This is a genomic window from Agrococcus sp. TSP3-2-1 (assembly GCF_049897585.1).
Lineage (GTDB): Bacteria > Actinomycetota > Actinomycetes > Actinomycetales > Microbacteriaceae > Agrococcus.
In genome coordinates this window covers 15,235-41,083 of the sequence record NZ_JAFCWN010000009.1, presented here as the reverse complement: position 1 = coordinate 41,083, position 25,849 = coordinate 15,235, and the positions used below count along the sequence as shown (strand labels likewise).

22 protein-coding genes are annotated in these 25,849 nt (G+C 72.9%); all 22 read left to right on the top strand.

Annotated elements, in window-relative coordinates:
* Positions 1 to 12: 12 nt before the first annotated feature.
* The 22 genes from rsmH (at position 13) to ACP7BI_RS12305 (ending at position 25,845) form a co-directional block, all read left to right on the top strand.
* Positions 13 to 1,020 carry a 16S rRNA (cytosine(1402)-N(4))-methyltransferase RsmH gene (gene rsmH / locus ACP7BI_RS12410; RefSeq protein WP_425846774.1) on the top strand — a complete coding sequence of 336 codons (1,008 nt, stop codon included), beginning with the start codon at positions 13 to 15 and terminating at the stop codon, positions 1,018 to 1,020.
* Positions 1,017 to 1,682, top strand: coding sequence for a hypothetical protein (locus ACP7BI_RS12405; protein ID WP_425846772.1), 666 nt, complete (start codon positions 1,017 to 1,019; stop codon positions 1,680 to 1,682). The genes rsmH and ACP7BI_RS12405 overlap by 4 nt, the downstream gene beginning before the upstream one ends.
* A 91-nt stretch (positions 1,683 to 1,773) precedes the next feature.
* The gene (locus ACP7BI_RS12400) at positions 1,774 to 3,567 is read left to right on the top strand and encodes a peptidoglycan D,D-transpeptidase FtsI family protein (RefSeq protein ID WP_425846769.1); all 1,794 of its coding nucleotides are present in this window, start codon (positions 1,774 to 1,776) and stop codon (positions 3,565 to 3,567) included.
* Between the two features lie 29 nt (positions 3,568 to 3,596).
* Complete coding sequence (locus ACP7BI_RS12395) at positions 3,597 to 5,171, top strand: Mur ligase family protein (RefSeq protein ID WP_425846766.1); 1,575 nt, start codon at positions 3,597 to 3,599, stop codon at positions 5,169 to 5,171.
* On the top strand, positions 5,171 to 6,574 hold the full coding sequence (locus ACP7BI_RS12390) for a UDP-N-acetylmuramoyl-tripeptide--D-alanyl-D-alanine ligase (protein WP_425846764.1): 1,404 nt from the start codon (positions 5,171 to 5,173) through the stop codon (positions 6,572 to 6,574). Before ACP7BI_RS12395 ends, ACP7BI_RS12390 begins: the two co-directional genes overlap by 1 nt.
* On the top strand, positions 6,575 to 7,678 hold the full coding sequence (mraY, locus tag ACP7BI_RS12385) for a phospho-N-acetylmuramoyl-pentapeptide-transferase (protein ID WP_425846762.1): 1,104 nt from the start codon (positions 6,575 to 6,577) through the stop codon (positions 7,676 to 7,678).
* Positions 7,675 to 9,171: a UDP-N-acetylmuramoyl-L-alanine--D-glutamate ligase gene (gene murD / locus ACP7BI_RS12380; protein ID WP_425846760.1), complete on the top strand. Its 1,497-nt coding sequence runs from the start codon at positions 7,675 to 7,677 to the stop codon at positions 9,169 to 9,171. Before mraY ends, murD begins: the two co-directional genes overlap by 4 nt.
* Entirely contained in the window at positions 9,137 to 10,357 is a 1,221-nt protein-coding gene (gene ftsW / locus ACP7BI_RS12375) for a putative lipid II flippase FtsW (RefSeq protein WP_425846758.1), read from the top strand. The genes murD and ftsW overlap by 35 nt, the downstream gene beginning before the upstream one ends.
* 2 nt (positions 10,358 to 10,359) lie before the next feature.
* A complete protein-coding gene (locus tag ACP7BI_RS12370; protein ID WP_425846756.1) occupies positions 10,360 to 11,442 on the top strand; it encodes a UDP-N-acetylglucosamine--N-acetylmuramyl-(pentapeptide) pyrophosphoryl-undecaprenol N-acetylglucosamine transferase in 1,083 nt (360 codons plus the stop codon).
* The gene (murC, locus tag ACP7BI_RS12365) at positions 11,439 to 12,854 is read left to right on the top strand and encodes a UDP-N-acetylmuramate--L-alanine ligase (protein ID WP_425846755.1); all 1,416 of its coding nucleotides are present in this window, start codon (positions 11,439 to 11,441) and stop codon (positions 12,852 to 12,854) included. Before ACP7BI_RS12370 ends, murC begins: the two co-directional genes overlap by 4 nt.
* A complete protein-coding gene (locus ACP7BI_RS12360) occupies positions 12,851 to 13,960 on the top strand; it encodes an FtsQ-type POTRA domain-containing protein (RefSeq protein ID WP_425846752.1) in 1,110 nt (369 codons plus the stop codon). Before murC ends, ACP7BI_RS12360 begins: the two co-directional genes overlap by 4 nt.
* 201 nt (positions 13,961 to 14,161) lie before the next feature.
* On the top strand, positions 14,162 to 15,328 hold the full coding sequence (ftsZ, locus tag ACP7BI_RS12355) for a cell division protein FtsZ (protein ID WP_425846751.1): 1,167 nt from the start codon (positions 14,162 to 14,164) through the stop codon (positions 15,326 to 15,328).
* A 1-nt stretch (position 15,329) separates the two neighbouring features.
* Positions 15,330 to 16,004, top strand: a complete 675-nt coding sequence (locus ACP7BI_RS12350) for a YggS family pyridoxal phosphate-dependent enzyme (RefSeq protein WP_425846748.1) — start codon at positions 15,330 to 15,332, stop codon at positions 16,002 to 16,004.
* A 27-nt stretch (positions 16,005 to 16,031) separates the two neighbouring features.
* Positions 16,032 to 16,502, top strand: coding sequence for a cell division protein SepF (locus ACP7BI_RS12345; protein WP_425846746.1), 471 nt, complete (start codon positions 16,032 to 16,034; stop codon positions 16,500 to 16,502).
* A gap of 10 nt (positions 16,503 to 16,512) precedes the next feature.
* Positions 16,513 to 16,821, top strand: a complete 309-nt coding sequence (locus ACP7BI_RS12340; RefSeq protein ID WP_425846743.1) for a YggT family protein — start codon at positions 16,513 to 16,515, stop codon at positions 16,819 to 16,821.
* Between the two features lie 115 nt (positions 16,822 to 16,936).
* Positions 16,937 to 17,722 carry a DivIVA domain-containing protein gene (locus ACP7BI_RS12335; RefSeq protein WP_425846741.1) on the top strand — a complete coding sequence of 262 codons (786 nt, stop codon included), beginning with the start codon at positions 16,937 to 16,939 and terminating at the stop codon, positions 17,720 to 17,722.
* An 8-nt stretch (positions 17,723 to 17,730) separates the two neighbouring features.
* Complete coding sequence (lspA, locus tag ACP7BI_RS12330) at positions 17,731 to 18,330, top strand: signal peptidase II (RefSeq protein WP_425846739.1); 600 nt, start codon at positions 17,731 to 17,733, stop codon at positions 18,328 to 18,330.
* Positions 18,330 to 19,250, top strand: coding sequence for an RluA family pseudouridine synthase (locus ACP7BI_RS12325; protein ID WP_425846737.1), 921 nt, complete (start codon positions 18,330 to 18,332; stop codon positions 19,248 to 19,250). Before lspA ends, ACP7BI_RS12325 begins: the two co-directional genes overlap by 1 nt.
* Before the next feature lie 56 nt (positions 19,251 to 19,306).
* Positions 19,307 to 22,816 carry a DNA polymerase III subunit alpha gene (gene dnaE / locus ACP7BI_RS12320; protein ID WP_425846735.1) on the top strand — a complete coding sequence of 1,170 codons (3,510 nt, stop codon included), beginning with the start codon at positions 19,307 to 19,309 and terminating at the stop codon, positions 22,814 to 22,816.
* A 223-nt stretch (positions 22,817 to 23,039) separates the two neighbouring features.
* Positions 23,040 to 24,350: a histidinol dehydrogenase gene (hisD, locus tag ACP7BI_RS12315; protein WP_425846732.1), complete on the top strand. Its 1,311-nt coding sequence runs from the start codon at positions 23,040 to 23,042 to the stop codon at positions 24,348 to 24,350.
* A complete protein-coding gene (gene nrdR / locus ACP7BI_RS12310; RefSeq protein WP_425846729.1) occupies positions 24,350 to 24,829 on the top strand; it encodes a transcriptional regulator NrdR in 480 nt (159 codons plus the stop codon). Before hisD ends, nrdR begins: the two co-directional genes overlap by 1 nt.
* Entirely contained in the window at positions 24,826 to 25,845 is a 1,020-nt protein-coding gene (locus tag ACP7BI_RS12305) for a quinone-dependent dihydroorotate dehydrogenase (protein ID WP_425846727.1), read from the top strand. The genes nrdR and ACP7BI_RS12305 overlap by 4 nt, the downstream gene beginning before the upstream one ends.
* Positions 25,846 to 25,849 lie beyond the last annotated feature (4 nt).

Here is a 25,849-nt window from a genome sequence, read left to right as displayed (position 1 = left end):
CGCCCGAAGCCCATGGACGCATCCGACCTCCACATCCCCGTCATGCTCGCGCGCACGCTCGAGCTGCTCGCGCCCGCGATCGAGCGCGCCGAGTCCGCGGGCCGCGCGCCGCTCGTCATCGACGGCACGCTCGGCATGGGTGGCCACACCGAGGCGATGCTCGCGGCGCACCCGTCGCTCCGCGTCGCCGGCATCGACCGCGACCCCGACGCCATCCGGCTCGCGGGGGAGCGGCTCGCGCCCTTCGGTGACCGCTTCGTGCCCGTGCAGACCACGTACGACCGCATCGACCTCGCGCTCGAGGCCGCCGGCGCCGCGCGCGCCGACGGCATCCTGCTCGACCTCGGCGTCTCGAGCCTGCAGCTCGACGACGCCGAGCGGGGCTTCGCCTACGCGAAGGACGCGCCGCTCGACATGCGCATGGGCCAGTCGGGCGATGTGACGGCCGCGACGATCCTCGCCGAGCGCAGCGACCGAGAGCTCGCGCGGCTCTTCCGCGTCTACGGCGACGAGAAGCTCGCCGACCGCTACGCGCGGGCGATCGTCGCCGCGCGCGCCGAGGCGCCGATCGAGACCTCCGCGCGGCTCGTCGACATCCTGCAGGCGGCGACGCCGCGCGCGCTCGCGAACCAGGGCCACCCCGCGAAGCGCGTCTTCCAGGCGCTGCGCATCGAGGTCAACCAGGAGCTCGCGATCCTCGAGCGCACGATGCCCGCCGCGATCGACGCGCTCGGCGTCGGCGGCAGGCTCGTCGTGCTCGCCTACCAGTCGCTCGAGGACCGCGTCGTCAAGCGCGCCCTGCAGGCGGCGTCGAGCTCGACCGCGCCGCGCGACCTGCCCGTCGAGCTGCCCGAGCACGCGCCCCATCTGCGACTGCTCGTGCGCGGCGCCGAGCTCGCCGACGAGGCCGAGCGCGCCCGCAACCCCCGATCCGCACCCGTCCGCCTGCGCGCGGCCGAACGCATCCGGCCCGCATCGAACGACTCGACCGACGCCCCGACCCCCAGGGAGCAGCCATGACCAGCCTGAGCGTCTTCGACCTGCACGCACAGCCGGTGTCCGCGCCCGAGGCGCCCGCCGAGCGGCACCTGCGGGCGCTGCCGTCGCCGCGCGTCGCGCCCCGGCGCACGCCGCGCCTCGTGCACGGCGTCATCGCCCTCGCGGGCCTCGCCGGCATCGTGTGCGCGCAGCTCGGCCTCTCGGTCGTCATCAGCGAGGGCGCCTACCGCATGAGCGCGCTGCAGGCCGAGTCGACGAGCCTCGCGCGCGCCGAGCAGAGCGTCGCCGAGGAGCTCGCGGTGCTGAGCTCGCCGCAGCACGTCGCGGTCGCGGGCGCCGAGCTCGGCATGCTCGCAGGCCAGCCCTCGCAGTTCCTCACGCTCGCGACGACCTCGACCGCGGGCGGCCCCGACGCGCTCCACATGCAGGTGCCGGCCGTCGACGGCTTCGGCATGTACGTGCCCAACTCCCTCCTGACCGCCCAGCCGCAGGTCGCCGCGTCCGTCGCCCAGGTGCAGGCCGCAACGATCGAGCCCTACCCGGGCATGCTGCTGCCCGCAGGCGAGAGCGCCCCGGCGATCGCCGCGGCCGCGCCCGCCGCCGCGCAGGACGTCGAGCCGACGGCGGTCGCGCCGACCACCGTCGCGCCCGGCACGCTGCTGCCGGCTCCCGGGCAGGAGTGAGCCGGCGAGGGCGTGGCGGCACGGCCGCGCGCCCCGACGCCGATACCGTGCACGTCGACATGGATGCTCGGCCGCCGAGCAGGAAGCGCAGGTGAGCGTGGCCGCGAGCGCGAAGCGCAGCAGCGATCGGCTGCGGACCGTCCTGGTCGCCATCCTCACGTTCGCGCTGCTCGCTGTCTTCGTCGTGCGGCTCGCCGACATCCAGCTCGTGCGCGCCGAGGCGCTCAACGCCGAGGCGGATGGGCGCCGCGGGGTGACGCAGACGATCTTCGGCACGCGCGGGCCCATCGTCGACGCGAACGGCACGGTGCTCGCCGAGAGCGTCGACCGGTGGGACCTCACGATCTCGCCGCGCTACACGCGCGACCTGCAGCCCGGCATCGACCGCGTCGACGCGACGCTCACCGTCGGCGACGCACTCGTCCAGATCGGCGCCATCACGGGCCAGGACCCCGTCGACCTGCAGGCGAAGATCCTCGCAGAGCTCGAGCGCGACCCCGACTCCGACTACCTGCTGCTCGTCGGCGGACTCGACGTCTCGCAGTTCGAGGCGGTGCGCGACCTCGGCCTGCCCTACGTCTACCTCCGCCTCAATCCCCAGCGCGTCTACCCCGCTGGCTCGGTCGCGGGCAACCTCGTCGGCTTCATGGGCGCAGACGAGCCGCTCGCGGGCGTCGAGCGCTCCGAGCAGGAGTGCCTCCGGGCGGAGTCTGGCTCGCGGGTGTTCGACCGCGGCGCCGACGGGACGCCCATCCCGGGCTCCATGACGACCAGGCCCGCCGTCGACGGTGGCTCCGTGCAGCTCACGATCGACACCGACGTGCAGTTCCAGATGCAGCAGCTCACGCAGCAGTACACGTCGCAGCTGCGCGCGCGCAGCGGCACGAGCATCGTCATGCGCACCGACGGCTCGATCGTCGCGGTCGCCGAGTCATCGACCGTCGACCCGAACGACCCCACGGCATCCGATTCCCGTGACCGCGGCTCGCGCGCGTTCACCGCGGCGTACGAGCCGGGCTCGATCTTCAAGGCGTTCTCGTTCGCGGCCATGCTCGACCTCGGCATCATCACGCCGCGCGACGAGCTGAGCGTGCCGTGGACGTACACGGCGCCCGGCGTGCGCGTGCGCGACGCCGTCTCGCACGAGGTCAAGCAGTGGACGGCCGCGGGCATCCTCGTCAACTCGTCGAACTCGGGCATGGTGCGCCTCGCGGAGCCGATGGCGACCGCCGACTACTACGACTACCTCGACCGCTTCGGCTTCGGCGAGACGAGCGCGGTCGACTTCGCCGGCGAGCAGCCGGTGGCGCTGCGCAACCCCGTGAACCTCGACGCGCAGACGCAGCTCAACGTGCTCTTCGGCCAGGGCATCGCTGCAACCCCCATCCAGCTCGCGTCGGCCTACCAGGCGCTCGCGAACGGCGGCGTGCACCTGCCAGCGCGGCTCATCGCCGGCTGCACCGACGCCGAGGGCGAGGTCACCGCGCCCGAGGTGGGCGAGGGGGAGCGGGTCGTGAGCGACACGACCGCGCGCCAGACGCTCGAGGTGCTCGAGAACGTTGTGACCGACTACGGCTACGACACCTTCCCGATCGAGGGGTACCGCATCGCCGCGAAGACCGGCACGGCGCAGATGGCGTACGAGGACGGATCGGGCTACGACCCCAACCGCATGATGATCTCGGTCGCGGGCGTGTTCCCCGTCGACGACCCGCAGTTCGTCGTGCTCACGATGTACGACAGCCCCCAGACGATCCGCACGAGCGGCGGGGCCATCCCAGCCTTCCACGATATGGTGAACCTGTTGATCCGCCACTTCGACATCCCGCCCAGCACGACCCAGCAGCCGGAGATCCCGCTCGAGTGGACCGCCGATCAGCCATGAGAGCAGCGTTGGACGAGGAGAGGATGTCCGTGGGACCCGTCGCACCGAGGATCCTGCGGCCCGAGCACCCGACCCCCAGGCCGCTCACCGGTCTCGTCGCGGCGTTCGAGCTGACGGTCGAGGCCGATCTCGACGGCATCGAGGTCACGGGCGTCACGCTCGACTCGAGCGACGTCGAGCCCGGCGACCTCTTCGCGGCGCTGCCCGGCGCTCGGCGTCACGGCGCCGAGTTCGCCGCCGCGGCGCTCGAGCAGGGCGCGGTCGCGGTCGTCACCGACCCGGCCGGCGCCGCGATGCTCGAGACCGGCGCCCCCGTCATCGTGCTCGACGACCCCCGCGCCGCGCTCGGCGAGATCTCGGCCTGGGTCTACCGCACGGGCGAGGACCGCCCGCGGCTCTTCGGCATCACCGGCACGAACGGCAAGACGTCGACCTCCTTCATGCTCGAGGGCCTGCTCGCCGACCTCGGCTTCGTCACGGGCCTGTCGACGACCGCCGAGCGGCACGTCGGCGACCTCGTCGTGACGTCGAAGCTCACGACCCCGGAGGCGAGCGAGCTGCACGCCCTGCTCGCGCGCATGCGCGAGGCCGGCGTCCGCGCCGCCGTGCTCGAGGTGAGCGCGCAGGCGATCGAGCGGCACCGCATCGACGGCGTCGTCTTCGACGTCGTCGCCTTCACGAACCTCAGCCACGACCACCTCGACGACTACGGCTCGATGGACGCGTACTTCGACGTGAAGGCCGAGCTCTTCACCCCCGATCGCGCCGAGCGCGGGGTCGTGTGCGTCGACACGGAGTGGGGCCGCCGCATCGCCGAGCGCAGCCGCATCCCCGTCACGACCGTCACGAGCGAGCCGGGCGTCGACGCCGACTGGCACGTCGACATCTGGGAGGAGACCCCCTCCTCCACCTCGTTCACGCTCACGGGCATCGACGGCGGCGCCGTCGAGGTGCAGATCCCCTTCATCGGCCGCCACATGGCGATCGACGCGGCGATCGCGATCCTCATGCTCGTCGAGGACGGCTTCGAGATGGACGCGATCGCCGAGGTCATCGACCGCGGGATGCGCCCGACGCTCCCCGGTCGCATCGAGCGCGTCTCGGGCGAGGAGGGCCCCTCGGTCTTCCTCGACTACGGTCACAGCCCCGACGCCTTCGCGCAGACCCTCGAGGCGCTCCGGCGCGTGACCGAGGGGCGCCTCGTCATGCTGTTCGGCGCCGACGGCGACCGCGACGCGACGAAGCGAGCCGACATGGGGCGCATCGCCGCCGAGCTCGCCGACGCCGTCGTGGTCACCGACTTCAACCCGCGCACCGAGGACGCCGCGAGCATCCGCGCCCAGGTGCTGGGCGGCGCTCGCGCGGCAGCGGGCGGCAAGCCCGTCATCGAGTCGTCGCCCGAGGAGGCGGCGATCCGCGAGGCGCTGCGCCTCGCCGGCCCCGGCGACACCGTGCTGTGGGCGGGCCCCGGCGACGCCGACTACCGCGACGTCGCGGGGGTGCGCGAGCCGTTCGACGCGCGCGCCGAGGCGCGCCGCGCGCTCGAGGAGGCCGGCTGGCCCACCGAGGAGCGCGGCGAGCGCCCGGCGCGGGACGTGCGCTGATGCTCCGGATGCGTGCCCGCGAGATCGCGGATGCCGTCGGGGGAGCGCTCCACGGCGACGACGTGCTCGTGACGGCCTCGGTCGAGACCGACTCGCGCCTCGTCGCGCCAGGCGGCGTCTTCGTCGCGATGCCGGGCGAGTCGACCGACGGCCACCGCTTCGTCGACGCGGCCGTCGCCGCGGGCGCCGCGCTCGTCATCGCCGAGCGCCCGCTCGAGCAGGCCGTGCCGCACATCGTGGTCGACTCCGGCGTCGTCGCGCTCGGCGCGCTCGCCGCCGACGTCATCCGGCGCGTGCGCGAGGCGGGCGAGCTCACCGTCATCGGCGTCACCGGCTCGAACGGCAAGACGACGACGAAGAACATGCTGCAGGCGATCCTCGAGCAGCACGGGCCCACCGTGAGCCCCATCAAGTCGTTCAACAACGAGGTCGGCGCCCCGATGACGATGCTGCGCATCGACGAGTCGACGCGGTACCTCGTGCTCGAGATGGGTGCGAGCCACGAGGGCGACATCGCCCGCCTGACGGCCATGTCGCATCCGGATGTCGGGGTCGTGCTCAAGGTAGGGCTCGCCCACGCGGGCGAGTTCGGCGGCGTCGAGGCGACGACGCGGGCGAAGACCGAGATGGTGCAGGACCTCGGCTCCCACCACGTCGCCGTGCTCAACCGCGACGACGAGCGCGTCGCGGGGATGGCGCGGTCGACGCGCGCCCGCATCGCGTGGTTCGGCACTTCGCCCGGCCCCGCCGACGAGCCGACGACCCTGTGGGCCGACGACGTCGATTCGACGCTCGAGGGCACGATCGCGACCATCCATCGCGGCGACGAGTCGTGGCCGCTGCGCCTGCGCATCCTCGGTGAGCACCACGTCATGAACGCGCTCGCTGCGCTCACCGTCGCCGACGCGCTCGGCCTCGACCTCGAGCGCGCCGTCCGGGCGCTCGGGAGCCTCGAGCGCGCGGAGCGCTGGCGCATGGAGCTGCTCGAGCCCGGCGGTGGCATCACGGTCATCAACGACGCCTACAACGCGAGCCCCGACTCGATGGCCGCCGCGATCCGCTCGCTCGCGCACATGACGCGCGGGGCGCAGCGCCGCTCGATCGCCGTGCTCGGCGAGATGGGCGAGCTCGGCGCGCTCTCGACCGAGGAGCACGACCGCATCGGCCGGCTCGCGGTGCGCGTGCGCATCGACCGGCTCGTCGTCGTCGGGAGCGCCGCGAAGGCGATCCACGACGCGGCCGAGCTCGAGTCGTCGTTCGGCCAGGACACCGCGTGGGTCGAGACCGCAGAGGAGGCCGAGGCGCTGCTGCGATCGAGCCTCGAGCCCGGCGATGTCGTGCTCGTCAAGTCGTCGCTCTCCGCGGACCTCAAGGACCTCGGCGACCGGATCGGGGGCCGCTAGGTGCTCGTGCTCATCGCCTCCGCCGGCATCGCCCTGCTCGTCTCGCTGCTCGCGACGCCGCTGTTCATCCGCGGCTTCGCGCGCATCGGCTGGGGCCAGTTCATCCGCGACGACGGCCCGCAGTCGCACCACACGAAGCGCGGCACGCCCACGATGGGCGGCCTCATCTTCATCGTCGCGATCCTCGCGGGCTACTTCGGCGGCAAGCTGCTCGGGCAGGACCCGCCGACGGTGCCCGCGCTGCTCGTGCTGCTGCTCATCGTCGGGATGGGCGTCGTCGGCTTCGTCGACGACTTCCTGAAGATCTCGAACCAGCGCTCGCTCGGCCTCGGCGGATGGGCGAAGGTGCTCGGCCAGCTCGTCGTCTCGGTCGCGTTCGGGGTGCTCGCCGTCACCGTGCCCGTCGGCCCGAGCGGGAGGCCCATCGTCGACCCCGTGATCTCGGGCGTCCGCGACATCCCGTGGCTCGACCTCGCGCCGTGGGGCGCCGTCGGCGTCATCGTCTTCGTGCTGTGGATCACCCTCATCAACGTCTCGGCGGCGAACGCCGTCAACGTGACCGACGGGCTCGACGGCCTCGCGACCGGCTCGATGATCATCTCGATGATCGGCTACGCGTTCATCGCCTTCTGGCAGTTCAACCAGTCGTGCTTCACGCCCGGCGCGGCGGAGGAGGATCTCTTCCGCTGCTACGACGTGGCGCAGCCGCTCGACGTCGCGACGCTCGCGGCGACGATCGCCGCCGCGCTCATCGGCTTCCTGTGGTGGAACACGAGCCCCGCGCAGGTGTTCATGGGCGACGTCGGCTCGCTCGCCCTCGGCGGCGCGCTCGCCGGCCTCGCGGTCATGACCGACACCCACCTGCTGCTGCTGCTCATCGCGGGCCTGCCGATCATCACGACCGGCTCCGTCATCGTGCAGCGCGCCTACTTCAAGATCACGCGCGGCAAGCGCATCTTCCTCATGAGCCCGCTGCACCACCACTTCGAGCTCAAGGGCTGGGCCGAGATCACGGTCGTCGTGCGCTTCTGGATCATCGCGGGGCTCTGCGTCGCGGCGGGCGTCGGCCTGTTCTACTTCCAGTGGCAGGTGGCGACGCCGTGAGCCGGCTCGACGAGCTCACCTCGTGGCACGCCGACTGGAAGGGCCTCCGCGTCGCGGTGCTCGGGCTCGGCGTGACGGGCTTCGCGGCGGTCGACACGCTCGCCGAGCTCGGCGCCGACGTGACCGCGATCGCCGAGCGCGTCGACGACGAGCGGCGGACCATCCTCGGCGTGCTCGGCGTGCCGATCGTCGAGGCCGGCCGCGACGAGTCGCCGGCGGCGCTGTCGGAGGCGGAGCTCGTGATCTCGTCGCCAGGGCTGCGCCCCGACCACCCGTGGCTGACCGCGGCCGCCGAGCACGGCATCCCCGTCTGGGGCGACATCGAGCTCGCGTGGCGCGTGCGCGACAAGGTGCGCGCCGCGGAGTGGATCATCATCACCGGCACGAACGGCAAGACCACGACGACCCAGCTCACCGCGCACATGCTCCGCGAGGCGGGCAAGCGCGTCGCGCCGGTCGGCAACATCGGCACGCCCGTGCTCGACGCCGTGCGCGACCCCGAGGGCTTCGACGCGCTCGTCGTCGAGCTCTCGAGCTTCCAGCTCCACAGCCTCCCCGTCGACGGCCCCGGCGCGCTCTGGCCGCACTCCGCCGCGTGCCTCAACATCGACGACGACCACCTCGACTGGCACGGATCGGCGGATGCGTACCGCGCGGCGAAGGGGAAGGCCTACGGCAACGCGCGGGTCGCCGCGGTCTACAACGTCGAGGACGACGCGACCATGCGGCTCGTCGAGGACGCGGACGTCGTCGAGGGCTGCCGCGCGATCGGCTTCTCGCTCGGCGTGCCGGGCCCGAGCGACCTCGGGATCGTCGACGGCGTGCTCGTCGACCGCGCCTTCCTCGAGGAGCACCGCTCGAGCGCGCTCGAGCTCGCGCACCTCGACGACCTCGAGCCCGCGGGGCTCCGCTCGCCCCACATGGCGCGCAACGTGCTCGCTGCCGCGGCGCTCGCGCGCGCGTTCGGCGCCGATCCCGCGCACGTGCGGGGCGCCATCCGCTCGTTCCGCCTCGACCGCCACCGCACCGAGCTCGTCGCGATCGTCGACGGCGTGCGCTTCGTCGACGACTCGAAGGCGACCAACCCGCACGCGGCCGAGGGCTCGCTCAGCGCCTTCGACCGCGTCGTCTGGATCGTCGGCGGGCTCTTCAAGGGCGCCGACGTCGCGCCGCTCGTCGCGAAGCACGCGCGCCGCGTCGCCGCCGCCGTCGTGATCGGCGTCGACCGTGCGCCCGTCGTCGAGGCGTTCGCGCGACACGCGCCCGGCATCCCGGTCGTCGAGGTCGACACGACCGAGACTGGATCGGTGATGCGGCTCGCCGTCGAGGCTGCCGCGTCGCTCGCCGAGCCAGGCGCGACGGTCCTGCTGGCCCCGGCGGCGGCATCCATGGACCAGTTCGACGACTACGCGGAGCGCGGCGACCGGTTCGCCGACGCGGTGCGGGAGAGGGGGGCTCGTGGCGACCACGACGGCTCCCGTCCCGGCGGCTGACGCCCGAGCGGCCCGCATGGGCCGACGCGCGCTCGTGCGCGTGCGCGCCGTCTTCGGCGCGCCGACCCTCAACGCGGCCCTGCTCTCGGGCACGACGCTCTTCCTCGTCGCCTTCGGCCTCATCATGGTGCTCTCGTCGTCGTCGGTCGAGGCCTACGTCGCGGGCGGCTCGTTCTTCACCGACTTCGCGAAGCAAGCGGCGTTCGCCGCCGTGGGCATCGTGCTCATGCTGCTCGCGGCCCGCATGCCGGCCACGACGTGGCAGCGCCTCGCGTGGCTCGGCATCATGCTCGGCATCGCACTGCAGGTGCTCGTCTTCACGCCGCTCGGCTTCGGCGCGAACGGCAACCGCAACTGGATCGGCGTCGGCGGCTTCTCGCTGCAGCCGTCGGAGTTCGTGAAGGTCGCGCTGTGCGTCTGGCTCGCGATGATCATGACGCGCAAGCAGTCGCGCATCCACGGCTTCTGGCAAGCGTGGATCCCGGCAGGCCCCGTCGCGGGCCTCTCGATCGGCCTCGTCCTCCTCGGCAGCGACCTGGGCACCGTCGTCATCATGGCGCTGCTCTCGTTCGGCGCGCTGTGGTTCGCGGGCGTGCGGTGGTGGCACCTCGTGCTGCCCGCCGTCGGGCTCGGCCTGCTCGCCGTCCCGGTCGTGCTCTCGAGCCCGTCGCGCGTGCGCCGCGTGACCGCCTTCATCCAGGGCTGCACCGACGCCGACTACTACTCCGGCTGCTGGCAGCAGCTGCACGGCACGTGGGCGCTCTCTGCGGGCGGCCTCTTCGGCGTCGGGCTCGGCAACTCGCGCGCGAAGTGGTCGTGGCTGCCCGAGGCCGACAACGACTACATCTTCGCGATCATCGGGGAGGAGCTCGGGCTGCTCGGCGCCGCGGTCGTGCTCGCGCTCTTCGCGCTCCTCGCCTGGACCATGCTGCGCATCGTGCGTCACGCCTCGCTGCAGATCACGCGCGTCGTCACGGGCGCCGCGATGGTGTGGCTCGTCGGGCAGGCGATCGTCAACATCGGCGTCGTGCTCGGCCTCCTGCCCGTGCTCGGCGTGCCGCTGCCGTTCATCTCCTCCGGCGGCTCGCAGCTCATCGCCGCGCTGCTCATCGTCGGCATCGTGCTCTCGCTCGAGCGGGTCGACAACCCGACCGTGCGCGGCTCGCTCCTCGAGGCGCGGGACTGACGATGCGCGTCCTGCTCGCCGGCGGCGGCACCGCCGGCCACGTGAACCCCCTGCTCGCGACGGCGCAGCGGCTCCGCGAGCGGCATCCGGGCGCCGAGCTCGTCGTGCTCGGCACGCGCGAGGGGCTCGAGCGCGAACTCGTGCCGCGCGCGGGCCTCGAGCTCGCCACGATCGAGAAGCTGCCCTTCCCGCGCCGCCCAGACCTGGCCGCGCTGCGGTTCCCGGGTCGCTGGCGGCGCGCGGTCGCCGAGGTGCGCGCGCTCATCCGCGAGCGGCGCATCGAGGTCGTCGTCGGCTTCGGCGGCTACGCGTCGGCGCCCGCCTACCGCGCCGCGCGGCTCGAGCGCGTGCCGATCGTCATCCACGAGGCCAACGCCAAGCCCGGCATGGCCAACCTGCTCGGCGCCCGCTGGACCGAGTTCGTCGGCATCTCCTACCGCTCGACGAGGCTGCCGGGCGAGCTCGTCGGCATGCCGCTGCGCCCCGAGATCACCGCGCTCGACCGCGCTGGCCTCCGCGCCGAGGCGCGCGCCGAGCTCGGCCTCGACGCCGACCGGCCGACGCTCCTCGTCACCGGCGGCTCGCAGGGCGCCCGCTCGATCAACCGCGCGATCGTGGCGGCCGCGGGCGACATCGTCGACGCCGGCTGGCAGATCCTGCACCTCTCGGGCGGTCGGCAGACCGACTTCGAGCCCGCGACCGTGCCGCACTACGTCGCGATCGAGTACCTCGACCGCATGCACCTCGCCCTCGCCGCCGCCGACCTCGTCGTCTGCCGCGCCGGGAGCCTCACGGTCTCCGAGCTCATGGCCGTCGGGCTGCCCGCGATCTACGTGCCGCTGCCCTACGGCAACGGCGAGCAGGGCCTCAACGCGGCCGACCAGGTGGCGGCCGGGGGAGCCGAGCTCGTCGCCGACGCCGACTTCACGGCAGAATGGGTGCGCGCACGGCTCGTGCCGCTGCTGCGGGACGTCGATCGCCTCGCGGCGATGGCCTCCGCCTCCGCGGGAGCCGGCGCGAGCGACGGCAGCGACCGGATGTGCGATCTCATCGAGCGGGCCGCCGCCACGAGGAGGCAGCCGTGATCGAACCAGACCTGACCCAGCCGATCCCCGCGTCGATCGAGCGCGTGCACTTCATCGGCATCGGCGGCTCCGGCATGTCGGGCATCGCGCACATGATGCTCGACGGCGGCATCGCCGTCTCGGGCTCCGACCGCTCGGGCTCGGCGACCGTCGACCGGCTGCGCGAGCGCGGCGCGAGCGTCGCGATCGGCCACGACGCGGCGAACCTCCCCGTCGACGGGGAGCACCGGGCGGATGCGGTGGTGGTCACGAGCGCGCTCTGGCCCGACAACCCCGAGCTCGTCGCGGCGCGCGAGGCAGGCATCCCCGTGCTCCACCGCTCGCAGGCCCTGCACGTGCTCGCGCGCGGGAAGCGCGTCGTCGCGGTCGCCGGCGCCCACGGCAAGACGACGACGACCGGCATGCTCGTCGTCGGGCTCCACGGCCTCGGCATCGAGGCGGGCTTCGTCAACGGCGGCATCATCGCCGGGCTCGGCGTCTCGAGCGGCCACGGCGACTCCGACGTCTTCGTGCTCGAGGCCGACGAGTCGGACGGCTCCTTCCTGCTCTACGACGTCGCGGTCGCGCTCATCACGAACGTCGACACCGACCACCTCGACCACTACGGCACCCCCGAGGCGTTCGACGCCGCGTTCGCCGGCTTCGCGAACCGCGCGAGCGAGGCCGTCGTCATCTCGATCGACGACCCGGGCGCGCGCCGCGTGCGCGAAGCCATCTCGCACGACCGCGTCGTGACGTTCGGCGAGGCCGAGGGCGCCGACGTGCGCATCCTCGACGTCCGCCTCGGCGAGAGCGCCGAGTGCACCGTCGAGGTCGCCGGCAGCCGCTTGGAGCTCTCCGCCGGCGTGCCCGGCCGGCACAACGCCGTCAACGCGGCGGGCGCCCTCGCGACCCTCGTCGCGCTCGGCATCGCCCCGGCCGAGGCTGCGCGCGCGCTCGCCGCCTTCCGTGGCACCGGCCGCCGATTCGAGCTGCACGGCGAGCGCCGCGGCGTGCGCGTCTTCGACGACTACGCGCACCACCCCGCCGAGGTCGACGCCGCGCTCACCGCGGCGCGCAGCGTCATCGGCGACGGGCGCATCATCGCGATCCACCAGCCCCACCTCTACACCCGCACGCGCGACATGGCCGGCGACTTCGCGGCCGTCTACGAGCGCGTCGCCGACCACACCGTCGTGCTCGACGTCTACGGCGCGCGCGAGGACCCCATCCCGGGCGTCACCGGCGCGCTCGTCGCCGAGCGGTTCGCCGACCCGGCCGACGTCGACTACCTGCCCGACTGGCAGCGCGCTGCCGAGCGCGCCGCCGCGCTCGCGCGCGAGGGCGACATCATCGTGACGCTCTCGTGCGGCGACGTCTACCGCATCATCCCGCAGGTGCTCTCGGCGCTCGAGGAGGGCGGCGAGGCGTGAGGCGACCCGACGGCTTCGAGCCGGTCGAGCCCGAGCCCGCACCCGAAGCCGAGGAGGCGGGGGAGCGGACGATGGACCTCGCCGAGCTCGTGCGCGCGCGGCGCGAGGCGCTCCGGCGCGAGGCGTTCGAGCGCGAGGCCGCCGAGTCGGTGCCGCAGCGGCGGTGGGCGCTGAGCGCCTACGGCGACCTCGACGAGGGCGAGGGGGCGGATGCGGGCGGCGCGGTCGCGGGGACGGCACCGGTCGAGCCGCTCGACGAGGGCGGCTCGCACGCGCAGCGGGTCGACCGTGCGTGGCGCGAGGCGGAGCGCGAGCAGCGCCGCGCCGAGCGCACCGAGGCGCGCGAGACCGCTCGCGCGGCTCGCGCCGCGAAGCGCGCGCGCGTGCGCCGGGAGCGCGCGGAGGTGCGGCGCTTCACGGCCGCGCGCCGCCGCCAGCTGCGCACCGCGCTGCTGACCGTCGGCGGGCTCGCGATCGCCCTCGCGGTGCTCGTCGGGCTCGTCTGGTCGCCGCTCATGTCGGTGCGCGAGGTGCGGGTCGAGGGCACCGAACGGCTCGGCGCGGCCGCGGTGCAGCAAGCGCTCGCCGACTCGATCGGCCAGCCGATCGCGACCGTCACCGAGGAAGGGGTCGCGGAGCGGCTCCAGGCCATCCCGCAGATCGAGTCCTTCCGCGTCGACATCGTGCCGCCCTCGACCGTGATCGTCCGGATCGTCGAGCGCGAGCCCGCGGCGATCGTGCCGGGCGAGAGCGGCGAGGCCGTCATCGACGCGGCCGGGGTCGTGCTCGGCGGCGTCGACGAGTCGACCGCGGCGCTGCCCCGGCTCGACGGCGTCGAGGTGGGCACCGAGGAGTTCGAGGCGGTCGCGACCGTGCTCGTCTCGGTGCCGCGGAACGTGCTCGAGGCGACCGCGACGATCGCGGCGCCGACGCCGTCCGACATCCAGCTCTTCCTGCACAGCGGCCAGACGGTGCTGTGGGGCGGCACCGACGAGAGCCAGCTGAAGGCCGACGTGCTCGCCGCGCTGCTCGAGACGCAGGATCCCTCACTCGCGCTCGTGCTCGACGTCAGCGCGCCCGAGACGCCCGTCGTGAGCGGCTCCTGACGGCGGTTCGCGCTTCCGCGACCCCGCCGCCACCGCTCGCGGAATCTGACGATTCTTTTTCTTGTCGCGGCGTGCGCCGACACACCGAGTCGCTCCCGACCGAGCGTGCCCGCCGCCCGTAGCGTCGGAGTCGTCAGCATGAAGTGAGGAATTCTCTAAACTTCAACTAGAGGTTGAGAGTTCGATCGAGGGGCCGGGACCGTGACTTCCAACAACAACTACCTCGCCGTCATCAAGGTGGTCGGCGTCGGCGGCGGCGGCGTGAACGCCGTGAACCGCATGATCGACCTCGGCCTGCGCGGCGTCGAGTTCATCGCCATCAACACCGACGCGCAGGCGCTGCTGCTCAGCGATGCCGACGTCAAGCTCGACGTCGGCCGCGAGCTCACCAAGGGCCTCGGCGCGGGCGCCGACCCCGAGGTCGGTCGCCGCGCCGCCGAGGACCACGCGGAGGAGATCGAGGAGGCGCTCGCGGGTGCCGACATGGTCTTCGTCACCGCCGGCGAGGGCGGCGGCACGGGCACGGGCGGCGCGCCCGTCGTGGCTCGCATCGCGAAGAGCCTCGGTGCGCTCACCGTCGGCGTCGTGACGAAGCCGTTCTCGTTCGAGGGCCGCCGCCGCCAGGCGCAGGCCGAGGCGGGCGTCGAGGCGCTCAAGAACGAGGTCGACACGCTCATCGTCGTGCCGAACGACCGCCTGCTCGAGATCAGCGACATGGGCATCTCGATGGTCGAGGCCTTCGAGACCGCCGACCAGGTGCTGCTCGCGGGCGTGCAGGGCATCACCGACCTCATCACGACGCCGGGCCTCATCAACGTCGACTTCGCCGACGTGAAGTCCGTCATGCAGGGCGCGGGCTCCGCGCTCATGGGGATCGGCTCGTCGCGCGGCGCCGACCGCGCCATCAAGGCGGCCGAGCTCGCTGTCGCGAGCCCGCTGCTCGAGGCGAAGATCGACGGCGCGCACGGCGTGCTGCTCTCGATCCAGGCGGGCAGCAACCTCGGCATCCACGAGACCTACGACGCGGCGAAGCTCGTGCAGGAGGCCGTGCACCCAGAGGCGAACATCATCTTCGGCACGGTCATCGACGACACGCTCGGCGACGAGGTGCGCGTGACGGTCATCGCCGCAGGCTTCGACGGCGCCGGCCCGATCGCGAAGGACGACGACTCCGTCATCCGCTCCGCGGCGCGCACCGAGATGGGCCTGCGCGAGTCGTCGCACAGCGCTCCGAGCGCGCACGAGGCCCCCGCCGAGCGCCGGCCGATCCCGGCCCCGCCCGTCGCCGACCACCTCACCGGACCGGTGCAGCCGCTCACCCAGGTGGACGAGGAGGAGGACGAGTTCCTCCCCGACTTCCTCCGCTGACGTGACCGACACCCCCGCCGCCCGCCTGGCCGCGTTCCTCGACGAGCTCGAGGGCGCGCGCCGCGGGCGCGAGGTGACGCTCGTCGTCGTGACGAAGCTCCACCCCGCGTCGCTCGTGCGCGAGCTCGCCGAGGCGGGGCACCGGCACTTCGGCGAGAGCCGCCACCCGGAGTCGCGAGACAAGGCGGTGGAGCTCGAGGGTCTCGGACTCACGTGGCACTTCGTCGGCCAGCTGCAGCGCAAGAAGGCGCGCCAGGTGGCCCGCTACGCCGACGTGCTGCACTCGATCGACTCCGACGAGCTCGTCGAGGCGCTCGAGGGCGGCGAGCCGGGCGACGAGCGCCCCGTGCGCGACGCGCTCGTGCAGATCAACCTGACCGACGACCCCGACCGGGGCGGCGTCGCGCCGGCTCGGCTCGACGCGCTCGCCGAGCGCGTCGCGGCATCTCCGGCGCTCCGGCTCCGGGGCGTCATGGCGGTCGCCCCGCTCGGCGAGGAGCCGGCGCGCGCCTTCGAGCGGCTCGCCGCGCTCGCCGAGCGCGTGCGGGCGATCGACCCCGCCGCCGACTGGATCTCCGCCGGCATGAGCGGGGACTGGCGCGAGGCGCTCGACCACGGCGCGACACACCTGCGCATCGGCACGGCAATCACGGGAAACCGTGCGACCGGCTTGTAGCGTGAACCCAGCCACGAGGAGGATCCCATGAGCAACGCACTCAAGAAGGCAGCGATCTACTTCGGCTTCGCCGAGGAGGACGAGCTGACCCAGGAGGTCCGTCCTGTCGAGCGGGCCGAGCACGAGGAGCGCGCGCCCCAGCCCGTGCGCGAGCGCGCGGCCGAAGAGCCGCGCCGCGCACCCGTCACGAAGCTCCGCGCGAGCCAGAAGGTGAACGACATGAGCGAGATCCTCACGGTGCACCCGCGCCAGTACAAGGACGCGAAGGCGATCGCCGAGGCGTTCCGCGCCGGCACGCCCGTGATCATCAACCTGTCGCAGATGACCGACGGCGACGCGCGTCGCCTGATCGACTTCTCCGCCGGGCTCACGCAGGGCCTCGAGGGCCGCATCGAGCGCGTGACGACGAAGGTCTACCTGCTGACGCCCGAGCACATCGCCGTCTCCGGCGCGCGCTCGATCGACGAGGACGCCGACTCGGCCGTCTTCTCGCACTGACGCGCGTTCCGTGGTGCTCGTCTCGATCCTCGCCTGGGTCGTCCACTCCGCCGCGCTGCTCGCGTTCTACCTCCTCTTCGCGCGCATCGTCGTCGATCTCGTGCGGCAGGTGCGGCGCGACTGGCGACCGACGGGCTTCTGGCTCGTCGTGTCGGTGTGGATCCTCCGGCTGACCGACCCGCCGCTGCGGTTCGTGCGCCGGTTCGTGAAGCCCGTGCGCGTCGGCGGCGCGATGCTCGACCTCGCGATGGTCGTGCTCATGCTCGCGCTGCTGCTCCTCATGACGATCGTCGGTCCATTCCGGCTCCTGCCAGCCTGAGCGCGCGCTCGGTCGGCGCTTGGCTAGGATCGACAGGATGCCGTCCGAGGGCGGGTACAGTGAATCTGCGCTGCGGGCCCGCTCGGGCCGGGCAGCCGACGAAGAAAGGCAAGCCATGGCACTGACTCCTGACGACGTCGTCCACAAGCGCTTCGAGACGACGCGCTTCCGCGACGGCTACGACCAGGACGAGGTCGACGACTTCCTCGACGAGGTCGTCACCGAGCTGCGTCGCCTCATCGAGGAGAACGACGGGCTCCGGGCCGAGAACGAGCAGCTCCGCCAGGGCATCGCCCCCGCCGAGCCCGCGCCGGCCGCCGAGGTCGACACCGCGGAGCTCGACGCCCTGCGGGCCGAGAACGAGCAGCTCAAGCAGCAGCTCGCCGAGCGCGACGCCGCGCCGGTCGAGCAGGCCGAGCCCGTCGCGGCCGGCGAGCCCGACACCGCCGAGCTCGACGCGCTGCGCGCCGAGAACGAGCAGCTCAAGCAGCAGCTCGCCGAGCAGCAGGAGAGCGCCGCGCAGTCCGCGCCCGAGCCCGCGGCCGAGGCGTCGAGCCCCGTGCAGACCGAGGCGAACAGCCTCATCGTGCTCGCGCAGCGCCTGCACGACGAGCACGTCGCCGAGGGCGAGCGCAAGCGCGACGAGCTCATCGCCGCCGCTGAGCAGACCGCCCAGCAGATCGAGGAGGCCGCCGAGGAGCGCAAGTCGCTGCTCGAGCAGGAGTTCGACCAGACCAAGGCCCGCCTCGACGAGCAGAAGGGCCTGCTCGAGCAGAAGATCGACGAGCTCAAGAGCTTCGAGCGCGACTACCGCCTCAAGCTGCGCGGCTACATCGAGAGCCAGCTGCGCGACCTCGACCGGTCGTCGTCGCTCGCCTTCGGCGGCCAGGGCGGCAGCTGAGCCGCTCGGTGACGCTCGACGCTGCACCCGAGACCCCGAGCGCGGCCCCGGCGGCGCGCTCCTGGCGCACGTTGGGGCTCGTGCTCGGGGTCGCGGCCCTCGTCTGGCTCGGCGACTTCCTCGCGAAGGAGTGGGTCATCGCCGAGATGGCCGAGGGGGAGCGCCGGCAGGTGCTCGGCGAGGTGCTCCAGTGGCACTTCGTTCGCAACCCGGGCGCGGCGTTCTCGCTCGCGGCCGGCTCGACCTGGATCTTCACGATCCTCGCCGCCGCGGTCGTCGTGGTGATCATCACGCAGCTGCGACGCATCCGCTCCATCTGGTGGGCGGCCGCGTTCGGCGGCCTCCTCGGCGGCACGCTCGGCAACCTCACCGACCGCCTCACGCGCGAGCCGGGCTTCTTCGTCGGCCACGTCGTCGACTTCATCCAGGTGTGGGGCTTCCCGGCGATCTTCAACATCGCCGACATCTTCATCGTCTCGTCGATGATCGGCATCGTGCTGCTCGTGCTGCTGAACATCGGCCTCGACGGGCAGCGGCACACCGACGAGCCGAAGGCGGCGGATGCGACCGGCGAGCCGGGTGCTGACGCAGAGGGCGCGCGCGACTGATGGAGTCCCGCTTCCTGCAGGTGCCGCCCGGGCTCGACGGCTCGCGCGCCGACGCCGGCATCGCGCGGCTGCTCGGCCTCTCGCGCACCGCGGTCGTCGCGATGCTCGAGAGCGGCGGCGCCGTGCAGGACGGCGCCGTGCTCGGCAAGTCCGACCGGCTGCGCGGCGACGCGTGGCTCGACCTCTCGTGGCAGCCGCGCGAGGAACCCACGATCGTCGCGACGCCCGTGCCCGACCTCGGCGTCGTGCACGACGACGACGACATCGTCGTGGTCGACAAGCCCGCGGGCGTCGCAGCGCACCCGAGCATGGGCTGGCAGGGGCCGACGGTCGTCGGGGCGCTCGCCGCCGCCGGCTTCCGCATCGCGACCTCCGGAGCGGCCGAGCGCCAGGGCGTCGTGCACCGGCTCGACGCGGGCACGAGCGGGCTCATGGTGGTCGCGAAGAGCGAGCGCGCCTACTCGCGGCTCAAGGCCGCCTTCCACGACCGCGAGGTGGAGAAGATCTACCGCGCGGCGGTGCAGGGCCACCCCGATCCGCTCGCCGGCACGATCGACGCGCCCATCGGGCGGCATCCCAACCACGAGTGGCGCTTCGCGGTCGTCTCGAGCGGCAAGCACGCCGTGACGCACTACGAGACGCTCGAGGCGTTCCGCGGCGGCAGCCTGCTCGAGGTGCAGCTCGAGACGGGGCGCACCCATCAGATCCGCGTGCACATGGCGGCCAGGAGGCATCCGTGCCTCGGCGACGCGATGTATGGCGCCGACCCGACGGTGAGCGCCCGGCTCGGGCTCGAGCGGCAGTGGCTGCACGCGGTGCGGCTCGGCTTCAAGCACCCCGGCACGGGGGAGTGGGCGGTCTTCTCCTCCCAGCCCGCGCCCGAGCTCGCGCACGCGCTCGAGGTGCTGCGCGAGGAGTAGCAGGGGCGAGCGCGCCGCCGCCCGCGGTGGGCTCCCCGCCGTAGGATCGAGGGGCCATGGCAGACTCCTTCGCGCACCTCCACGTCCACACCGAGTACTCGATGCTCGACGGCGCCGCTCGCATCAACGAGCTCATGAAGGCCGTGCAGGCGGAGGGCATGCCGGCGGTCGCGATGACCGACCACGGGAACGTCTTCGGCGCGTACGAGTTCTGGAAGGCGGCGCGCGCGCAGGGGGTCAAGCCGATCATCGGCACCGAGGCGTACATCACGCCCGGCACGCACCGCAGCGAGAAGACGCGCGTGAAGTGGGGCGGGGCCGACGCGTCGCCCGGCGACGACGTCTCGGGCAGCGGCGCGTACACGCACATGACGCTGCTCGCCGAGAACAACGAGGGGCTGGCGAACCTCTTCCGGCTCTCGTCGTACGCCTCGATGGAGGGCTTCTACTTCAAGCCGCGCATGGACCGAGAGCTGCTCGAGCGCTACTCGACGGGGCTCATCGCGACGACCGGCTGCCCCTCTGGCGAGGTGCAGACGCGGTTGCGGCTCGGCCAGTTCGACGCCGCGCTCGACGCCGCGGCGAGCTACCGCGACCTCTTCGGCGCGAACAGCTACTTCCTCGAGATCATGGACCACGGGCTCGAGATCGAGCGGAGGGTCAAGGATGACCTGCTCGAGATCGGCAAGCGGCTCGGCCTGCCGCTGCTCGCGACGAACGACCTGCACTACACGCACGCCGCCGACGCGAAGAGCCACGAGGCGCTGCTGTGCGTGCAGTCGGGCTCGACGATGGACGACCCGAACCGCTTCCGGCTCGAGGGCGGCGGCTACTACGTCAAGTCGGCCGCCGAGATGCGCCACCTCTTCCGCGACCTCGAGGGCGCGAGCGACAACACGCTGCTCGTCGCCGAGCGCTGCGACGTGCAGTTCGACGAGTCGGCGAACTACATGCCGCGCTTCCCCGTGCCGGAGGGGCACACGGAGGAGTCGTGGTTCCGCCACGAGGTGCAGGTGGGCCTCGAGCGCCGCTACCCGGGCGGCATCCCCGAGGCGGTGCACCGGCAGGCGGAGTATGAGATGGGCGTCATCTCGAACATGGGCTTCCCCGGCTACTTCCTCGTCGTCGCCGACTTCATCAACTGGGCGAAGGACAACGGCATCCGCGTCGGGCCCGGGCGCGGCTCGGGCGCGGGCTCGATGGCCGCGTACGCGATGCGCATCACCGACCTCGACCCGCTCGAGCACGGCCTCATCTTCGAGCGCTTCCTCAACCCCGACCGCGTCTCGATGCCCGACTTCGACATCGACTTCGACGACCGCCGGCGCCCGGAGGTCATCCGGTACGTGACCGAGAAGTACGGCTCGGAGCGCGTCGCCCAGATCGTCACGTACGGCACGATCAAGTCGAAGCAGGCGCTGAAGGACGCATCCCGCGTGCTCGGCTTCCCGTTCGGGATGGGCGAGAAGCTCACGAAGGCGATGCCACCCGCGGTGATGGGCAAGGACATCCCGCTCTCGGGCATCTTCGACGAGACGCACGAGCGCTACAAGGAGGCCGGCGACGTGCGGGCGGTCATCGAGACCGACCCGGATGCGAAGACCGTCTTCGAGACGGCGCGCGGCCTCGAGAACCTCAAGCGCCAGTGGGGCGTGCACGCGGCGGGCGTCATCATGTCGTCCGACCCGCTCATCGACATCATCCCGATCATGAAGCGCGAGCAGGACGGCGCGATCATCACGCAGTTCGACTACCCCGCGTGCGAGTCGCTCGGCCTGATCAAGATGGACTTCCTGGGGCTGCGCAACCTCACGATCGTCTCGGATGCGCTCGACAACATCCGCGCGAACCGGGGGGAGGAGCTCGACCTCGAGACCCTCGCGCTCGACGACCGCGGCGCGTACGAGCTGCTGCAGCGCGGCGACACGCTCGGCGTCTTCCAGCTCGACGGCGGGCCGCTGCGCTCGCTCCTGCGGCTCATGAAGCCCGACTCGTTCGAGGACATCTCGGCCGTCATCGCGCTCTACCGCCCCGGCCCCATGGGCGCCGACTCGCACACGAACTACGCGCTGCGGAAGAACGGGCTGCAGGACATCACGCCCATCCACCCGGAGCTCGAGGAGCCGCTCGCCGAGATCCTCTCCGAGAGCTACGGCCTCATCATCTACCAGGAGCAGGTGATGGCGGTCGCGCAGAAGGTCGCCGGCTACTCGCTCGGCCAGGCCGACATCCTGCGGCGCGCGATGGGCAAGAAGAAGAAGGCAGAGCTCGACAAGCAGTTCGAGGCCTTCTCGGGCGGCATGCTCGAGCGCGGCTACTCGGCCGGTGCGGTCAAGGCGCTGTGGGACATCCTGCTGCCCTTCTCCGACTACGCGTTCAACAAGGCGCACTCCGCCGCGTACGGCGTCATCTCCTACTGGACCGCCTACCTCAAGGCGCACTACCCGGCCGAGTACATGGCGGCGCTGCTGACGAGCGTCGGCGACTCGAAGGACAAGATGGCGCTCTACCTCTCGGAGTGCCGCCGCATGGGCATCACGGTGCTGCCGCCGGACGTCAACGAGTCGTCGCTCTACTTCACCGCCGTCGGCGACGACATCCGCTTCGGCCTCGGCGCGGTGCGGAACGTGGGCGAGGGCGTCGTCGACGGCATCATCGCCGCCCGCACGCGCGAGGGCGCCTACTCGAGCTTCCACGACTTCCTGAAGAAGGTGCCGCTCGGCGTCGCGAACAAGCGCACGGTCGAGTCGCTCATCAAGTCGGGTGCGTTCGACAGCCTGGGCGCGACGCGTCGCGCGATGCTCGAGATCCACGAGGATGCGGTGGATGCCGCCGTCTCGATCAAGCGGAACGAGGCCAACGGCCAGGTCGACCTCTTCGGCGACATCTTCGACGACCTCGACACGGTCGCCGACCGGGTGCCCGACCGGCCGGAGTGGGGCAAGAAGGACAAGCTCGCGTTCGAGCGCGAGATGCTCGGCCTCTACGTCTCCGACCACCCGCTCTCGGGGCTCGAGCTCGAGCTCGCGAAGCACGCGACGCACCAGATCCAGGATCTCGGGGACTCGGCCGAGGACGGCGACACCGTCATGATCGCGGGCCTCATCACGAGCGCGCAGCACCGGGTCGCGCGGAACTCCGGCAACCAGTACGGCATCATCACCGTCGAGGACTTCGGCGGCGAGATCGAGATCATGGTGCTCGGCAAGACCTACACCGAGTTCCGCCCAGCGCTCGTGCCCGACCAGGTGGTCGTCGTGCGCGGCCGCGTGCGCACGCGCGACGACGGCTTCACGCTGCATGCCAACTCGATCGACACCCCCGACGTGCAGCCGGTCGACGAGTCGAGGCCGCTCGAGCTGCGGATCCCGGAGCGGCGCGCGTCGATGACGGCGATGCGCGAGCTGCGCACGCTGCTCGAGCGGCACTCGGGGCCGACCGACGTGCGCCTCGCGCTCGAGCGCCCCGAGGTGCTGCGGGTCTTCTCGCTGCCGCAGAAGGTGCGCGTCTCGAGCGACCTCTTCGGCGAGATCAAGAGCCTGCTGGGGCCCGCCTCGATCGCCTGACCGCGGCTCTCGAGCGGTCACTTCCGCACGCGAGCGGTCACTCCAGCCCCTGACCGGTCACTTCAGCCCGTGACCGGTCAGTCGAGACAGGCCGAGTTGACCGCTCACGCGCGGAGTTGACCGCTCACGCGCGGAGTTGACCGCTCGCGGGCTGACTCGACCGCTCGCGGGCGGAAGTGACCGCTCGCGACGGGCGGGGCGCAGCGCGAATACGATGGAGGTCATGCTCCGACGACTCGACCTCACGACGCTGCCCGGGGATCAGGAGCTGCGCGCGCTGCTGCCGCGGCCCGCTGTCGACGTCGAGCGCGCGCTGCCCGCGGCGCAAGAGCTCATCGCCGACGTGCGCGAGCGCGGCGCCGAAGCGCTCGTCGCGCAGGCCGAGCGCTTCGACGGCGTGCGGCCCGCCGAGCTCCGCGTGCCGGCCGAGGCGGTCGAGCAGGCGCTCGACGCGCTCGAGCCGACCGTCCGCACCGCGCTCGAGACGGCGATCGCCCGCGTGCGCGTCGGCTCCGCAGCCCAGGTGCCGCCGCCGACCTCCGTCGAGCTCGCGCCGGGCGCGGTCGTCGAGCTGCGCTGGCAGCCGGTCGACCGGGTCGGCCTCTACGTGCCGGGCGGCAAGGCCGTCTACCCCTCGAGCGTCGTCATGAACGTCGTCGCGGCGCAGGCTGCGGGCGTCGGCTCGATCGCCGTCGCGAGCCCCGCGCAAGCCGAGCACGGCGGGCTCCCGCACCCGACGATCCTCGCGGCGTGCGCGCTGCTCGGCGTCGACGAGGTCTACGCGATGGGCGGCGCCGGCGCGGTCGGCGCCTTCGCGCACGGCGTGCCGGGCATCGGGCTCGAGCCCGTCGACGTCGTCACCGGCCCGGGCAACGTCTTCGTCGCCGCCGCGAAGCGCGCCGTCGCCGGCCGCGTGCGCGTCGACGCGGAAGCCGGTCCGACCGAGATCCTCGTCATCGCCGACGACTCCGCCGACCCCGAGCTCGTCGCCGCCGACCTCGTGAGCCAAGCCGAGCACGACGAGCTCGCGGCGGCCGTGCTCGTGACCGACAGCGCCGACCTCGCCGACCGGGTCGACGCATCCGTCGCCCGCCGCGCGGCCGCGACCGCCGCGGCCGAGCGCGTCGCGACGTCGCTCGCCGGCGAGCAGTCGGCGATCGTGCTCGTCGCCGACCTCGAGGCCGCCGTGCGCGTGAGCGACGCCTACGCGCCCGAGCACCTCGAGATCCAGACCCGCGACGACGACGGGGTGCTCGCGCGCATCCGCCACGCCGGTGCGATCTTCCTCGGCGCGCACGCGCCCGTGAGCCTCGGCGACTACGCCGCCGGCTCCAACCACGTGCTGCCGACGGGCGGCCAGGCGCGACGCGTCGCGGGCCTCGGCGCCGCGACGTTCCTGCGGCCGCAGCAGGTCGTGCGCTACGATCGCGCGGCGCTCGAGGCGGTGCGCGCCGACGTCGTCGCGCTCGCCGGCGCCGAGGGCCTGCCCGCGCACGGCGAGGCGATCGACGCCCGATTCGAGGAGGCGCGCTGATGCACTGCCCGTTCTGCCGCAATCCCGACTCGCGCGTCGTCGACTCGCGCACGACCGACGACGGCACCGCGATCCGCCGCCGGCGCCAGTGCACCGAGTGCGGGCGCCGGTTCACGACCGTCGAGACGGCGAGCCTCTCGGTCGTGAAGCGCTCGGGCGTGCTCGAGCCCTTCCGGCGCGAGAAGGTCATCGAGGGCGTGCGGAAGGCCGTGCGCGGCCGCCCCGTCACCGACGCCGACCTCGCGAGCGTCGCGCAAGCGGTCGAGGAGACCGTGCGCGCGACCGGCGCGAGCCAGATCGACGCGAACGAGATCGGCCTCGCGGTGCTGCCGCCGCTGCGCGCGCTCGACGAGGTCGCCTACCTCCGCTTCGCGAGCGTCTACAACGCCTTCGACTCGCTCGACGACTTCGAGTCGGCCATCCGGGCGCTCCGCGAGGAGCGCGCCGCGGCGGCGGACGGCGCCGAGGACGAGCGGTGACCGCCTACGACCTGCTCTTCCGGCACGGCTTCGCGCACATCGACCCCGAGCGCGCGCACCACCTCGGCGCCGCCGCGATCCGCGCGATCGGCGCCGCGCGCCCCGGCGTGCGGACGGATGCGCGGCTCACGACGCGCGCGCTCGGCCGCGAGTTCCCGACCCCCTTCGGCATCGCCGCGGGCTTCGACAAGGACGCGACGATGATCGCTGGCCTCGGCGCGCTCGGCTTCGGCCACGTCGAGGTCGGCACCATCACGGCGCGCCCGCAGCCCGGCAACGACCGGCCGCGGCTCTTCCGGCTCGTCGACGACCGCGCGCTCGTGAATCGCATGGGCTTCAACAACGGGGGAGCGGCGGCCGCCGCCGAGCGCATCGCCGCAGCTCGCGAGGCGCGCTCCCGCCCCGTGATCGGCGTCAACATCGGCAAGAGCCGCGTCGTCGACGCGGACGACGCCGCAGCCGTCGAGGCCGACTACCTGCACTCCGCGCGCCTGCTCGCGCCGGTCGCCGACTACCTCGCCGTCAACGTCTCCTCGCCCAACACCCCGGGCCTCCGCGGTCTGCAGGAGGAGCGGCTGCTCGAGCCGCTGCTCGCCGCGGTGCGCGAGGCGGCGGGCGCCGTGCCCGTGCTCGTCAAGATCGCGCCCGACCTCGACGACGAGCAGGTCGCGGGCATCGCCACCCTCGCCACGCGGCTCGAGCTCGGCGGCATCGTCGCGACGAACACGACGATCCGCCGCGACGGGCTGCGGACGGCGGCGGATGCGGTGGCTCGCGCGGGCGCGGGCGGCCTGTCGGGCCCTCCCGTCGCGTCGCGCTCGCTCGCGGTGCTGCGCCTGCTGCGGGCCCAGCTGCCCGCCGCGATCGACGTCGTGTCGGTCGGCGGCGTCGAGACCGCCGGAGACGTGCGCGCTCGGCTCGACGCGGGCGCCGCGCTCGTGCAAGGCTACACGGGGTTCATCTACCGCGGGCCCGGCTGGGCGCGCGAGGTCAACCGCGGGCTGCTCGCCGGCTGATCGG

What these genes read in the sequence shown, in the direction of transcription:
- ACP7BI_RS12335 (WP_425846741.1), top strand. Translation starts at nt 16,937, where the DNA reads ATGGCACTGACTCCTGACGACGTCGTCCACAAGCGCTTCGAGACGACG.
- rsmH (WP_425846774.1), top strand. Translation starts at nt 13, where the DNA reads ATGGACGCATCCGACCTCCACATCCCCGTCATGCTCGCGCGCACGCTC.
- ACP7BI_RS12390 (WP_425846764.1), top strand. Translation starts at nt 5,171, where the DNA reads ATGCTCCGGATGCGTGCCCGCGAGATCGCGGATGCCGTCGGGGGAGCG.
- ACP7BI_RS12345 (WP_425846746.1), top strand. Translation starts at nt 16,032, where the DNA reads ATGAGCAACGCACTCAAGAAGGCAGCGATCTACTTCGGCTTCGCCGAG.
- dnaE (WP_425846735.1), top strand. Translation starts at nt 19,307, where the DNA reads ATGGCAGACTCCTTCGCGCACCTCCACGTCCACACCGAGTACTCGATG.
- ACP7BI_RS12405 (WP_425846772.1), top strand. Translation starts at nt 1,017, where the DNA reads ATGACCAGCCTGAGCGTCTTCGACCTGCACGCACAGCCGGTGTCCGCG.
- hisD (WP_425846732.1), top strand. Translation starts at nt 23,040, where the DNA reads ATGCTCCGACGACTCGACCTCACGACGCTGCCCGGGGATCAGGAGCTG.
- nrdR (WP_425846729.1), top strand. Translation starts at nt 24,350, where the DNA reads ATGCACTGCCCGTTCTGCCGCAATCCCGACTCGCGCGTCGTCGACTCG.
- ACP7BI_RS12325 (WP_425846737.1), top strand. Translation starts at nt 18,330, where the DNA reads ATGGAGTCCCGCTTCCTGCAGGTGCCGCCCGGGCTCGACGGCTCGCGC.
- ACP7BI_RS12370 (WP_425846756.1), top strand. Translation starts at nt 10,360, where the DNA reads ATGCGCGTCCTGCTCGCCGGCGGCGGCACCGCCGGCCACGTGAACCCC.